We start from the raw sequence: 13,249 nt of genomic DNA, 5'->3' as shown, positions 1-13,249 counted from the left end.
CCGCTCCTACACGGGGGTTGCGCTTGGCCATCTGGCTCAATTCGGTCGCTGCAAGGTCTTCTGTTTGAGGATGTAGAGACTGACCAGCACCGCGCTGGTCAGCATGAACACCCGTGCCCAGAACAACGGCACCAGGTAGCAGGACAGGCCGATGCTGGCCCACATCAGGCCGATCGCATAGACCTTGCCCCGCAGCGGAATCCCCTCGCCGCTGAGGTAGTCGCGGATCCATGGCCCGAGTTTCGGGTGATTCACCAGCCAGTGGTGAAAGCGCGGTGAGCTGCGGGCGAAGCAGGCCGCCGCCAGCAGCAGGAACGGGGTGGTGGGTAGCACCGGCAGGAAGATCCCCGCCACCCCGAGCGCGACACTGAGCCAGCCGGCGGCCAGCAGCAGGTAGCGCACCACGTCGATCAGTGGTGGCGCGGCTTGAGCAGGGCAGGCTTCTCTTCAGGGGCGTGCAGCAGCAGGAACAGCGCGCTCAGTGCCTCGGGGATCTGCACGATCATGTCGTCCTGCAGGTTGGCGTTGCCGGCGATGTCGGCGAACTCCGGCTGCTCGTCGAACAGGCCCGAGCCGACCATGATCGGCAGCAGCATTTCGCTGACTTCTTCCTCGGCGTTCTCGAACCAGGCCTCTTCACGCAGGAACACGCCTTCCATGAAGCCGATGCACCAGCCGCGCAGGTCGGAATCGTCCGGCTCTTCGGTCAGGTCCAGCTCGCAGGGTAGGTCGAATTCCTCGTCGCTGGCCAACTGGCGAGCGATGTGGCCCTTGAGCCCGATCAGGGTGGCCTCGATCTCTTCGCGCTGTGCTTCGCTGGCGTAGTGGGGCTCCTCGGCGAACAGCGCGTCGATCCACTCACGGTCTTGAACTTGCTCCGAGCAGATCGACAGCGCGGTCAGGTAGCCGTGTGCGGCGACGTAGTCCAGCGCTTCTTCGTGCAGCTCATCGGCGTCGAGGAAGGCTTGCAGGCGGGTCAGTTGCTCGGCGAAGGACATTACAGGGCTACCTTGGGGAATAAACGATAGTGAATTCTAGCACCTTGCGGCGGCTGCGGGGCAAAGGGAACGTCTGTCCGCGGGGCATGCCGGGGGTGGGGCAGTCGGGTATACTCCGCAGTTTTTCGTGCTCCGGTGGCGTTTTCCCGTCATCTGGCAAAAACCGCTTACGCATTCGATGTGTGCGCGGCGGATTTATCGTCCAGCCTGAGTCCAGGATGGTACGGCGATTTTGGAGTGGCAAATGCTCGAACAGGCTCAGCGCGTCCTCAAGGATGTCTTCGGTTACGACAGTTTCCGTGGGCGCCAGGCAGCGATCATCGAATGTGTGGCAGGCGGAGGCGACGCCCTGGTGCTGATGCCAACCGGTGGCGGCAAGTCCCTGTGCTTCCAGGTGCCTGGCCTGCTGCGCCCGGGCCTGACCGTGGTGGTGTCGCCGCTGATCGCGTTGATGGACGACCAGGTCGCCACCCTCGACGAGCTGGGCGTGGCCGCCGCGGCGCTGAACTCCACGCTCAGCGCCGAGCAGCAGCGCGACCTGGCCGGGCGCCTGCGCCGCGGCGAGGTGAAGATGCTCTACCTGGCCCCCGAGCGCCTGGTGCAGCCGCGCATGCTGGACTTCCTGCGCGGCCTCGACGTTTCCCTGTTCGCCATCGACGAGGCCCACTGCGTGTCGCAATGGGGCCACGACTTCCGCCCCGAGTACCTGCAACTGGGCCAGCTCGCCGAGCTGTTCCCGCATGTGCCGCGTATCGCCCTGACCGCCACCGCCGACATGCGTACCCGCGAGGAGATCGTCCAGCGCCTGCACCTGCAGGGCGCCGAGCGTTTCCTCTCGAGCTTCGACCGGCCGAACATCTTCTACCGCATCGTGCCCAAGGAGTCGCCGCGCAAGCAGCTGATGGCGTTCCTCGGCGAGCGTCGCGGCAACGCCGGCATCGTCTATTGCCTGTCGCGCAAGAAGGTCGACGAGACCGCTGCCTTCCTTTGCGAGCAGGGCTTCCCGGCGTTGCCGTATCACGCAGGCCTGGCCGCCGAGACCCGCGCCGCCAACCAGCACCGCTTCCTCAACGAGGAAGGGCTGATCATGGTCGCCACCATCGCCTTCGGCATGGGCATCGACAAGCCCAACGTGCGCTTCGTCGCCCACCTCGACCTGCCCAAGTCGCTCGAGGCCTATTACCAGGAGACCGGCCGCGCCGGCCGTGACGGCCTGCCGTCTGATGCCTGGATGGCCTACGGCCTGCAGGACATGGTGATGCTCAAGCAGATGCTGCAGAACTCCGAGGGCGACGAGCGCCACAAACGCATCGAGCAGCACAAGCTCGACGCCATGCTGGCCCTGTGCGAGGAGACCCGCTGCCGCCGCCAGTCGCTGCTGGCCTACTTCGACGAAGTGCTCGAACAGCCGTGCGGGCATTGCGACAACTGCGTCGACCAGGTGCAGACCTGGGACGCCACCGAACCTGCCCGTCAGGCACTATCGGCGGTATTCCGCACCGGCCAGCGCTACGGCGTCGGCCACCTGGTCGACGTGCTGTTGGGCAAGGACACCGAGAAGGTGCGCAATTTCGGCCACGAGAAGCTCTCGGTGTTCGGCGTCGGCAAGTCGCTGGCCGAAGCCGAGTGGCGCTCGCTGTTCCGCCAGTTGGTGGCGCGCGGCCTGGTGGACATCGACCTGGAAGGCTACGGCGGCCTGCGTCTGTCCGACAGCTGCCGGCCGTTGCTGCGCGGCGAGGTGAACCTGCAGCTGCGCCGCGACCTCAAGCCGCAGACCGTGGCCAAGTCCTCCTCCAGCGGTGGCGGTAGCCCGGCCAGCCAGCTGGTGCGGGCCGAGGAGCGCGAGCTGTGGGAGGCGCTGCGCACCCTGCGGCGCAAGCTGGCCGAGGAGCACAGCGTGCCGCCCTATGTCATCTTCCCCGACTCCACCTTGCTGGAGATGCTGCGCAGCATGCCCACCAGCCTCAGCGACATGGCCCAGGTCAGCGGCGTCGGTGCGCGCAAGCTGGAGCGCTACGGCCAGGCCTTCCTCGAAGTGCTCAACGGCGCCGGTGGCACCGAGGAGGCGCCGAAGGTGGTGCTCGACTTGCGCCACGAACTGGTCAGCCTGGCCCGCGCCGGCATGACCCCGGCGCAGATCGCCGGGCAGCTGAACTGCACCGAGAAGAACGTCTACAGCCTGCTGGCCGAGGCCATTGGCCGCCAGGAACTGAGCCTGGAGCAGGCGCTGGACCTGCCGGAAGAGCTGATGATGGAAGTGCAGGATGCCTTCCTCGACGGCGAGGGCGAGTTGCCGCCGGTGTCCGGCGTGGCGCCGCTGTTCGGCCAGCGGGTGCCGGAAGGCGTCCTGCATTGCGTACGGGCGGCGCTGGCGCTGGAGTTCGGCCTGTGATCGCCGGCATTTGCGCCAATTGCTGACCTTTGTCATACCCTTACATGATTATCAGCCATTTGCGCGGCATCGAACCTTGCCTGATTGGCCGGGCCATGATTAGCTGGCTAATAATTAGTTCTATTCATTGAGTTGCTTATGCCCCTGACCGACAACCAACACCGCTTCGGCATGCAGCTGGCCCAGATGTCCCGGGGCTGGCGTGCCGAACTGGACCGCCGCCTGGCCGGGCTCAACCTGTCGCAAGCCCGTTGGCTGGTGCTGTTGCACCTGGCCAGGTTCGACGAGGCGCCGACCCAGCGTGAGCTGGCCCAGAGCGTGGGCGTCGAGGGCCCGACCCTGGCGCGCCTGCTCGACAGCCTCGAGAGCCAGGGGCTGGTGCGCCGCCAGGCGGTGATGGAAGATCGCCGGGCCAAGAAGATCCTGCTGTGCCCGCCGGCCAAGCCGCTGATCGACCAGATCGAGACCATCGCCAATGCCCTGCGCCTCGAGCTGTTCACCGGCATAGACGAGGCCGACATGGAAGTGTGCATGCGCGTGCATGCGAAGATTCTCGATAATCTTGAGAAGTCCTGAACCCTTCATCAATCGCGGGGCAAGCCCGCTCCCACGAGTCTGATCCCACAATTGGCTGCATGACTTGTGGGAGCGGGCTTGCCCCGCGATCATTTCTAGAAGGTATGCCCCAGGTTCAGGTACACCGCCTTCTCATGGGCATCGTTGGCCCCATAGCTCAGGTTCAACGGCCCCAGCGGCGTTTCCAGCCCCAGGAAGATGCTCGCCGCATTGATATAGCCACTGTCGAACTCATTGTCATTGTTCCATGCCCGGCCGCGCTCCAGCGAGCCGCCCAGGTACAGCGGGAAGTCCAGGGGCAGGTAGGCCCGAGGCGTCAGGCGACGGTAGTAGACCATGCGCAGCAGGCTCATGTTTTGCCCGGAGATCGAATCCTGGCGGAAACCTGACAGCTGCCGGGCGCCACCGAACACGAAGCTCGAAGTGACTACCTCGGCGTCATCCAGCGTTCGTCCATACCTGCCACCCAGCACCAGGGTGTTCGGCCCGCTGCTGAAGGCCTTGTCCAGGTTGAACAGCCACTGCCGGTAGTTCTGGTCCGAGTCCAGTGACTTGTCGTACTTGCGCACGGTCAGGCCGATATCCTCGCCGCTATGGGGGAAGTAGACGTTGTCGAAGGTATCGAACGAGTACTTGAGCTCGTAGAACCCCTCGTTGAAGCTGACCTTGGGCAGGTCCTGGTCGCCGATGCGCACCTCGGCGTTGCCCCAGGCCTTGCCCACGCCCAGGCGCACTTCGCCATAGGTGCCGATCTGCCGGCCGACGTTGAGCCCGAAGCCATAGCGCTCCAGGCGGTATTCGGCCACCGGGTCGTTGTCCAGGGTCGCCTCGACGTTCTGCGAGCCCAGCGCCAGGTAGGGCGCGATGAAGTAGCGCGAGCCCACGTCCAGCGGCTGGTAGAACTCGCTGTACAGTTCCTGCTCGTCGCCGATCTGCGCGCGGGTCAGCCATTCGCCGCCAAGCCGGTTGATGCCGTTGACCCGGTAGCTGGCGCCGAGGTTGAAAGCGCTGTCGCCGCGCAGGTCGTCCGACAGGTTCAGGCCCAGGCGCAGGTAGTCGGTGCCGCCACGCCGACCACGGGCGTTGATCACCAGGGTATGCTCGTCGCCCTTGTGCGCCACGCGGTACTGCACCTGGTCGAAGTAGTCCAGGCCGTAGAGGGTGCCCATGTCGGTCTGCAGGCGGCCGAGATCCAGCGGTTCGCCGACAGGCTGGCGAATGTAGTAGCGGATCACGTCGTCGCTGACCTTGGAGTCGTTCTCCACGCGGATGGCAGTGATGATCGGCGTGCGCTGTTTCGGTGAGCGCGCCACCGCCAGGTTGCTGTCGCCCTCGGGCTGGCGCAGCGCCGCCAGGCGCGGGTCGAGGGCGCGGGTGGCGCGGTAGCCGGCGTCGATCATGTCCTGGGCGCGGCCGAAATCGGTGACGCCGAAGGCCGACAGCGGCGGCTGGACGAGGATGTCCTCGCGACGCAGGCTGGCCAGTTGCTCCTCGGAGTTGCGCCGGGTCATCAGGGTGATCGACTGGTTGAGCACATCCACCACGGTGGCCAGCTGCTTGCGGTTGCGCAGCGGGGTGCCGATGTCGACGACAATGGCCAGGTCCACGCCCATCTCGCGCACCACGTCCACCGGGATGTTGTCGGTCATGCCGCCGTCCACCAGCAGCCGGCCGTCCAGCTCCACCGGGGCGAACACCGCCGGGATCGACATGCTGGCGCGGATCACCTGGGGCAGGTGGCCGCGGCGGAAGATCACCTTCTCGCCGCTGGTGATGTCGGTGGCCACGGCGCGGAAGGGAATCGGCAGCTTGTCGAAGTCGCGGATGTCAGCGGTGTGGGCCAGCTTGCTTTCCAGCAGCAGGGCCAGGTTCTGGCCCTGGATCACCCCCAGCGGCAGGCCCAGGCTGCCGTCGTCGCGAAAGCTCAGCCTCTGCTTGACCAGGAAGTCGCGGTCGTCCTGCTTGCGCCGAAACGGCACATCCTTGCGCGGCGGCGCATCGGACAGCGCCTGTTGCCAGTCCAGCGTGGTGGCCAGTTTTTCCAGTTCGGCGATGCTGTAGCCCGAGGCGTACAACCCGCCGACCACCGCGCCCATGCTGGTGCCGGCGATGGCGTCGATGCGCACGCCCTGTTCCTCCAGGGCCTTGAGCACGCCGATATGGGCCAGGCCGCGGGCGGCGCCGCCCGACAACACCAGGCCGATCTTTGGCCGTGCCGCTTCGGCGGCCAGCACGGTGAAGGAGGTGAGCATCAGCAGGAGGCAGTACAGCAGGCGGCGCATCGTGAGTCTCAAACCAGAGGATAAAGACCGCTAGTATAAGCGGCCCTTCCTACGGAGTTTCCCTACATGGCAGACAGCAAGCCACAAATCGTCATCACTTATTGCACCCAGTGCCAGTGGCTGCTGCGCGCTGCCTGGCTGGCCCAGGAACTGCTCAGCACCTTCGCCGATGATATCGGCCAGGTAGCGCTGGAGCCTGGCACCGGTGGGGTGTTCCGCATCACCTGCGACGGCGTGCAGATCTGGGAGCGCAAGGCCGACGGCGGCTTCCCCGAGGCCAAGGTGCTCAAGCAGCGGGTGCGCGACCAGATCGATCCGCAGCGCGACCTGGGCCACAACGATCGCTGATCAGGCGCTTTCGGGCTGTGGCTGGCGGGCCGGTTGCTCGGCGGCCAGGCGGCTGGACAGCACGATGGCGAAGATGATCAAGGCGCCACCGGCGAGCATGCGCAGGGTCGGCTGTTCGGCGAACACCACCCAGGCCACGGCGATGCCGTAGACCGGTTCCATGCCGAACACCACCGCGGCGGTGCGCGCCTTGATCACCGCCAGGCTGGCGACGAACAGGCTGTGGGCGACGCCGGTGCAGAAGACGCCGAGCAGGGCGATCCACAACCAGTCCAGCGGCGCCACCGCGCCCAGGCCGGGGGCCGCGAACGGCAGCAGGCACAGGCTCACCACCAGGTTCTGCCACAGCGCCGCCTGCACGGCGGGCAGGCGCCCGGAACCGGCGCGGTTGGTCAGCGACAGCAGCGAGAACAGCAAGCCCGAGAGCAGCGCCCAAAGCAACCCGCCGGTGGCCTCGCTGGCCAGGTCGAATGCCGGGGTGACCAGCACCAGGCCGATGCTCACCAGCAGCACCAGCAGCGCTTCGTTGCGGCGGATGCGTTCGCGGAACAGCAGGCCCTCGAGGATCACGGTGAAGGCCGGGAAGCTGGCGAAACCGAGGGTGGCGATGGCCACGCCGGCGACCTTGACCGCAATGAAGAAGCTCACCCAGTGCCCGGCCAGCAGCGCGCCGCCCAGCAGCAGGCGGCGCAGGTCCTGGCCGCGTAGCGGTTGCCAGGCCTGGCGCGCCAGGCTGGCGAACAGGGCCAGGGCCAGCACCGCGAACAGGGCGCGGCCGAAGACGATGATCGAGGGGCTGGCGCTGGCGGCCAGCTTGCCGAAGACGCCGGTCAGGCCGAAGAACAGCGCGCCGATGTGCAGGGCGCCGAGGGCGGTGCGGTGGTTCATGGTGGTCCTTTGCATTCGCAGGTTCCTGTGCCGGCCTCTTCGCGGGTAAACCCGCTCCCATAGGTCAGTGCGAATCCTGTGGGAGCGGGTTTACCCGCGAAGAGGCCAGCACAGGGAGAGAAGATCTAGGCGCTCAGTGTAAGAGCCCGGTCTGCCCGTGTCTGTCGCGCATCTCGCGTCAGTTGTCGCCAGACTCGCGCCGCAACGCCAGCGGCGTACAGCCGAACGCCCGCATCACCGCCGCGCTGAAGGCGCTCTGCGAGCCATACCCCACCCGCGCCGCGACCTCTCCCACCGGCAACAGCGTCTCACGCAACAATCGTCGCGCCATCGACAGCCGCCGCTGGCGGATGTAGTCCATCGGCGTCATGCCGCACTCGCTGGCAAAACGCGCGTGCAGTCGCGCGCTGGACAGCCCGGCCAGGCGTGCCAGGTCGGCGACCTGCAATGGATAGGCGGCGTGCTGCTCGATATGCCGGTCGAAGGCGGCATAGGGCAGGCGCCTGCTGGCCAGTAGCGGAGCGCCGGCCTGCGGGTTGAGGCTGGCCAGCAGCAGCACCGCGCCCTGGCGGGCAATCAGCGGGTCGTCCACCGGGCTTGCCGCCAGCCAGTCGACCAACTGCTGCTGGCGGCTGTTCAGGCCCAGGGGGCCGGGGCGGTCGAGCAGGCGGCGGCTGTTATCGGCGTGTTCGCCCAGATGGTCACCGAGCCAGTGCCCGCCCGGCACGTCCAGCACCAGGCAGTGGCTGCCCTCAGGGCTGCCGCAGGTGTGGTGGGCACCGGCAGGCACCACCATCAGGTCCTGGCGACCGACCCGGCCGCCGTGGCCATTCACCTCGAAGTCCAGGCGCCCGCCCAGGCCGAACACCAGCTGCGGGTGGTCGTGACTGTGGGCGATCAGGTCGTGGCGATAATGGCGCAGCGAAAGCAGGGGGCCGGCGGTCATGGTGAGTCCTCACGAAGCAGGTGAAGAGTGTACACCTCAAGGCGGGCGCAGGATGGTCATGTGCCTGCCACCAATCTGTCACCTGTGCCTGCCAGTCTCCAGCAAACAGCGCCGGAGCCTGCCCATGACCCACGCCGAACCTCTCCGCCCGTCACGCAAGCAGCGTGTCCGTACCCTGTGGATTTCCGATGTGCACCTGGGCACCCGGGATTGCCAGGCCGAACACCTCGCGCACTTTCTCAAGGGCTACCAGGCCGAGCGCATCTACCTGGTCGGCGATATCATCGACGGCTGGAAACTGCGCGGCGGCATCTACTGGCCCCAGGCCCACACCAACGTCATCCGCCGCCTGCTGACCCTGAGCAAGCGCGGTACCGAAGTGATCTATGTCACCGGCAACCACGACGAGTTCCTGCGCCGCTATTCGAAACTGATCCTGGGCAATATCCAGCTGGTGGACGAGGCCGAGCACCTTACCGTCGATGGTCGGCGGCTGCTGGTGATCCACGGCGACCAGTTCGACGTGATTACCCGCTACCACCGCTGGCTGGCGTTTCTCGGCGACCGGGCCTACGAGTTCACCCTGGTGCTCAACCGTTGGCTCAACCACTGGCGCGCCCGTTATGGCTATGGCTACTGGTCGCTGTCGGCGTACCTCAAGCACAAGGTCAAGGGCGCGGTGAACTTCATCAGCGATTTCGAGGACGCCATCGCCCACGAGTGCACCCGGCGTGGCTTCCAGGGCGTGGTGTGCGGTCATATCCACCATGCCGAGATACGCCGGGTGGGCGAGGTGGAGTACCTCAACTGCGGCGACTGGGTGGAGTCGTGCACGGCGCTGATCGAGCACTGGGACGGGAGGATCGAACTGTACCGGTTCGCCGATGCTCAGGCGCGCGAGGCGGCGTCGCGGTTGGCGGAGCTGGGTGAGCCGGCCTAGGTCGCCTTCAGCCCTGTAGGAGCGGCCTTGTGCCGCGAAAGGGGCGCGCAGCGGCCCCAGGATCTCGGGTATGTCTCAAGATCGTCGGGGCTGCTGCGCAGCCCCTTTCGCGGCACAAGGCCGCTCCTACAGGTGGCGGGTAGCTGGAATCAGGCCGACGCCTTCAAGGCCGCCTTGTAGATCGACTGCCTGGGCTGGGCGAACAGCCGCTCCATCATCGGTTCGAAGAACGACAGCGGCAGGCTCGGGTACTCGGGGTCGAACGCCGCCGCGTCGTAGCGTGCGCAGAATTCGATGGTCCGCTGGTACTGCGGGTGATCGCTGAACTGCTCGCGCAGGTGGCGATCCATGCCCAGGTGGTGGAAGAAGTAGTAGCCCTGGAAGATCCCGTGCTTTTCGATCATCCACAGGTTCTCGGTGCTGACGAAGGGCTTGAGGATCGCCGCGGCGATATCCGGGTGGTTGTAGCTGCCGAGGGTGTCGCCGATGTCGTGCAGCAGGGCGCAGACCACGTATTCCTCGTCGCGGCCGTCACGGTAGGCGCGGGTGGCGGTCTGCAGCGAGTGGCTCAGGCGATCGATGGGAAAGCCGCCGAAGTCGCCATCGAGCAGGCGCAGGTGGGCGACGATGCGTTGGGGCAACTGCCGGGCATAGGCGCGAAAGTCGTCGGCGATGATCGCCCAGTCCTGGGCGGTGCCGTCGCGCATGTGGCTGAAGTTCGCTTGCTTGTTCATCGCCGCGGGCCACTCGTGTCGGGGACATGTCTGGCAGTGTTGGCCAGGACACGGGCTTTGGCAGTGGCCGGCCGGGACGCGAACCTGGCCTTGCGGGCCGATTCAGAGGCTGAGGCGGCCCAGCAGGATGTCGCGGAACATGGCGAAGTCGCCGACCAGGCTGTACCAGGGGTGGGTGAAGGTGGCCGGTCGGTTCTTCTCGAAGAAGAAATGCCCGGCCCAGGCAAAGCCGTAGCCGGCCAGCGGCACGGCCAGCAGCAACAGCCACTGGCCGCTGCCGATGCTGTAGGCGAGCAGGGCGATCACCAGGCTGGTGCCGACGAAGTGCAGGCGGCGGCAGGTGGCGTTGCTGTGCTCGCCCAGGTAGTAGGGATAGAACTCGGCAAAACTGCGGAACTGCGCTGTGCGGGTCATGGCGGGTTTCCGGATCTGCGGGTCGTGCTTACAGGATACACGGCGTGGAGCCTGAATCGAGTCTAGAGTCACTGGGTGCAGTGGCCAGTGACAATAGGCGCCAATTGAGTATCCTTTCGGTTCACCGCAGGAGCGGTCAGCACAAGAGCCTGTCATGAGTGAGAGAACCACGTCAGCCAGCTGGGCATCAGGGATCGTCAAGGCACTCGAGCTGGAAGGGCTCGATTGCCCGGCCATGTTCAAGCAGCTCGGGCTCGACTTTTCCGCCCTCGACGACCCCGATGCGCGATTCACCCAGGATTCGATGACCCGGCTGTGGCAGCTGGCGGTCGAGTTGTCGGGCAACGAGGCCATCGGCCTGAACATGGCCCGGGTGGTGCGACCGGCGTCGTTCCATGTGGTGGGCTATGCGCTGATGTCCAGTCGCACCCTGGCCGAGGGTTTCGAACGCCTGGTGCGCTACCAGCGGATCATCGCCGAGAGCTCGGACCTGAGCTTTCGCCGCGAGCCCGACGGCTACGCCCTGGTGCTGACCGTGCATGGCGACCACCTGCCGCCGACCCGGCACAGCGCCGAGGCGTCCCTGGCCTGCGCCCTGGCCCTGTGCACCTGGCTCAGCGGGCGGCCGATCCAGCCGCGGCGGGTGCTGATCCAGGGCGGCCAGCCGAAGAATGTCGAGCCGTACAAGGTGGCCTTCCATGCGCCGCTGGTATTTGGCGCGCCCCATGACGCGCTGGTGCTCGAGCGTGCCGACATGGAGGCGCCGCTGCCGACCGCCAACGAGGCGATGGCGGTGCTGCATGATCGCTTTGCCGGGGAATACCTGGCGCGCTTCTCGGAAAGCCGCGTGACCCACCGGGTGCGCCAGGTGCTGTGCCGCATCCTGCCCCAGGGCGAGCCCAAGCGCGAGACCGTGGCCCAGGCCCTGCACCTGTCGCAGCGCACCTTGCAAAGGCGTCTGCAGGACGAGGGCACCAGCTTCCAGACCCTGCTCGACGACACCCGCCGCGAACTGGCCGAGCAGTACCTGGCGCAGCCCGGCACCACCTTGCTGGAGACCGCCTACCTTTTGGGTTTCGCCGATCCGAGCAACTTCTACCGGGCGTTCCGCCGCTGGTTCGACACCACGCCGAGCGAGTACCGCACGCGGCTGTCGGTCAGTGACGCCAGAACGCCGGCATGCACAACACCAGCACCGTGATGATCTCCAGGCGGCCCAGCAGCATGCCGCCAGCGAGGATCCACTTGGCCGCGTCCGGCAGGCTGGCGTAGTTGCCGGCCGGGCCGATCACCTCGCCCAGCCCGGGGCCTACGCCCGACACCGTGCCGGCGGCGCCGGTCAGCGCGGTCATCCAGTCCACGCCCAGCAGCGACAGCAGCAGGGCGATGATGCAGATGGTGATGGCGAAGAAGAACGAGAAGGTCAGGATCGAACGCACGATCTCTTCGTCGAGGCGATGGCCGTTGTACTTCTGCTTGATCACCGCCCGTGGGTGGATCAGCTGGTTGAGGTTGGCCTTGAGCAGGATGTAGGCGACCTGGAAGCGGAAGATCTTGATACCGCCGGCGGTGGAGCCGGAGCAGCCGCCGACGAAGCCCAGGTAGAAGAACAGCATCAGCGAGAAGTTGCCCCACATGCTGTAGTCGCCCAGGGCGAAACCGGTGGTGGTGACCACCGAGGTGACGTTCAGCGCCACGTGACGCAGGGCGTCGAGCCAATGCAGGTCAGTGGTGGCCCAATACCAGGTGCCGAGCACCAGCCAGGTGGCCACCAGCATGGCCAGCAGTCCCTGCACCTGCTGGTCCTTGATCAGCGCCTTGCGGTGGCCGCGCAGGGTGGCCACGTACAAGGTGAATGGCACGCTGCCCATGATCATCACCACCACCGCGACCCAGTGCACCGCGGGGATGTCCCATTTGGCCAGGGACTGGTCGGACGTGGAGAAACCGCCGGTGGAGATCGCCGACATGGCATGGTTGATCGCGTCGAACGGGCTCATCCCCGCCCACCAGAACGCCAGGCTGCCGAGCACGGTAATGCCCACATACACCGCGACGATCGACTTGGCGACCATGTGCGAGCGCGGCATGACCTTTTCCGAGCGGTCGGAGGACTCGGTCTGGAACAGGCGCATGCCACCAATGCGCAGCAGTGGCAGGATCGCCACCGCCATGCCGATGAAGCCGATGCCGCCCAGCCAGTGCAGCATCGAGCGCCACATCAGGATGCCCGGCGACATGTTGTCCAGGCCGCTGAGCACGGTGGCGCCGGTGGCGGTGATGCCGGACATGCTTTCGAAGAAGGCGTCGGTGTAGCTGATGTGCTGCGTCAGCAGGAACGGCAGGGCGGCGAACACGCAGACCACCAGCCAGCTGCTGACGGTCAGCAGGTACATGTCGCGTGGGCGCAGGTGCACGTGCTCGGGGCGGCCGGGGATGACCAGGCCGAGCCCGGCGAGGAAGGTGATCAGGCTCGACCAGAGGAACGACGGCATGTCGCCGGTGCGCTCGAAGACCACCAGGGTCGCCATGGGCACCACCATGCTCACCGCCAGGGTGATCAGGAAGATGCCGATGATGAAACCAATGATCCTTAAGGTCGGCAACGCCATGTGATCTGCTCTGACTCGCTACGGAAAGGGCGCCATTCTACCTGTGCACCGGGGCTTGTAAACGAACGATTGGCTGGGGCATGGTAGCGGGCTTGCACCGCGATACCTACCGGGTCGAT

The 13,249-nt window shown here is 66.3% G+C and carries 13 protein-coding genes; 5 read left to right on the top strand and 8 right to left on the bottom strand.

What is annotated here, in order from left to right; translation table 11 throughout:
- Window positions 1-36: 36 nt before the first annotated feature.
- Both PRtIB026_RS22330 and PRtIB026_RS22325 read right to left on the bottom strand, forming a co-directional pair.
- Window positions 37-402: a YbaN family protein gene (locus PRtIB026_RS22330; RefSeq protein WP_203651494.1), complete on the bottom strand. Its 366-nt coding sequence runs from the start codon at window positions 400-402 to the stop codon at window positions 37-39.
- Window positions 403-410: 8 nt separating this feature from the next.
- Entirely contained in the window at window positions 411-998 is a 588-nt protein-coding gene (locus tag PRtIB026_RS22325; RefSeq protein ID WP_203651496.1) for a UPF0149 family protein, read from the bottom strand.
- Window positions 999-1,242: 244 nt separating this feature from the next.
- Here PRtIB026_RS22325 and recQ point away from each other — a divergent pair, with 244 nt between their 5' ends.
- Complete coding sequence (recQ, locus tag PRtIB026_RS22320; protein WP_203651498.1) at window positions 1,243-3,390, top strand: DNA helicase RecQ; 2,148 nt, start codon at window positions 1,243-1,245, stop codon at window positions 3,388-3,390.
- Between the two features lie 138 nt (window positions 3,391-3,528).
- Complete coding sequence (locus PRtIB026_RS22315; RefSeq protein WP_028691103.1) at window positions 3,529-3,966, top strand: MarR family transcriptional regulator; 438 nt, start codon at window positions 3,529-3,531, stop codon at window positions 3,964-3,966.
- Window positions 3,967-4,061: 95 nt separating this feature from the next.
- Here PRtIB026_RS22315 and PRtIB026_RS22310 read toward each other — a convergent pair whose 3' ends face one another.
- Window positions 4,062-6,248, bottom strand: coding sequence for a patatin-like phospholipase family protein (locus PRtIB026_RS22310; protein WP_232857332.1), 2,187 nt, complete (start codon window positions 6,246-6,248; stop codon window positions 4,062-4,064).
- Window positions 6,249-6,314: 66 nt separating this feature from the next.
- On the opposite strand from PRtIB026_RS22310, the gene PRtIB026_RS22305 reads away from it, so the two are divergent.
- Window positions 6,315-6,596, top strand: coding sequence for a SelT/SelW/SelH family protein (locus PRtIB026_RS22305; RefSeq protein ID WP_203651500.1), 282 nt, complete (start codon window positions 6,315-6,317; stop codon window positions 6,594-6,596).
- On the opposite strand, the gene PRtIB026_RS22300 is transcribed toward PRtIB026_RS22305, so the two are convergent.
- Window positions 6,597-7,484: a DMT family transporter gene (locus tag PRtIB026_RS22300; protein WP_203652614.1), complete on the bottom strand. Its 888-nt coding sequence runs from the start codon at window positions 7,482-7,484 to the stop codon at window positions 6,597-6,599.
- Window positions 7,485-7,662: 178 nt separating this feature from the next.
- Window positions 7,663-8,430 carry a helix-turn-helix transcriptional regulator gene (locus PRtIB026_RS22295; RefSeq protein ID WP_203651502.1) on the bottom strand — a complete coding sequence of 256 codons (768 nt, stop codon included), beginning with the start codon at window positions 8,428-8,430 and terminating at the stop codon, window positions 7,663-7,665.
- A gap of 124 nt (window positions 8,431-8,554) precedes the next feature.
- Here PRtIB026_RS22295 and PRtIB026_RS22290 point away from each other — a divergent pair, with 124 nt between their 5' ends.
- Window positions 8,555-9,370 carry a UDP-2,3-diacylglucosamine diphosphatase gene (locus PRtIB026_RS22290; RefSeq protein WP_203651503.1) on the top strand — a complete coding sequence of 272 codons (816 nt, stop codon included), beginning with the start codon at window positions 8,555-8,557 and terminating at the stop codon, window positions 9,368-9,370.
- A gap of 149 nt (window positions 9,371-9,519) precedes the next feature.
- Here the strand turns inward: PRtIB026_RS22290 and PRtIB026_RS22285 are convergent, their stop codons facing one another.
- Both PRtIB026_RS22285 and PRtIB026_RS22280 read right to left on the bottom strand, forming a co-directional pair.
- The gene (locus PRtIB026_RS22285; RefSeq protein ID WP_203651504.1) at window positions 9,520-10,104 is read right to left on the bottom strand and encodes an HD domain-containing protein; all 585 of its coding nucleotides are present in this window, start codon (window positions 10,102-10,104) and stop codon (window positions 9,520-9,522) included.
- 102 nt (window positions 10,105-10,206) lie between these two features.
- Complete coding sequence (locus PRtIB026_RS22280) at window positions 10,207-10,518, bottom strand: DUF962 domain-containing protein (RefSeq protein WP_186714521.1); 312 nt, start codon at window positions 10,516-10,518, stop codon at window positions 10,207-10,209.
- Window positions 10,519-10,672: 154 nt separating this feature from the next.
- Between PRtIB026_RS22280 and PRtIB026_RS22275 the strand changes: the two genes are divergently transcribed.
- Window positions 10,673-11,719, top strand: coding sequence for an AraC family transcriptional regulator (locus tag PRtIB026_RS22275; protein WP_050706761.1), 1,047 nt, complete (start codon window positions 10,673-10,675; stop codon window positions 11,717-11,719).
- Here PRtIB026_RS22275 and PRtIB026_RS22270 read toward each other — a convergent pair.
- The gene (locus PRtIB026_RS22270) at window positions 11,676-13,130 is read right to left on the bottom strand and encodes a TrkH family potassium uptake protein (protein ID WP_110739850.1); all 1,455 of its coding nucleotides are present in this window, start codon (window positions 13,128-13,130) and stop codon (window positions 11,676-11,678) included. The two genes, PRtIB026_RS22275 and PRtIB026_RS22270, sit on opposite strands and share 44 nt — an antisense overlap.
- Window positions 13,131-13,249 lie beyond the last annotated feature (119 nt).

This window comes from Pseudomonas sp. RtIB026 (assembly GCF_016861355.2).
GTDB classification, from domain to species: domain Bacteria; phylum Pseudomonadota; class Gammaproteobacteria; order Pseudomonadales; family Pseudomonadaceae; genus Aquipseudomonas; species Aquipseudomonas peradeniyensis.
This window is presented reverse-complemented; position numbering and strand designations above follow the sequence as displayed.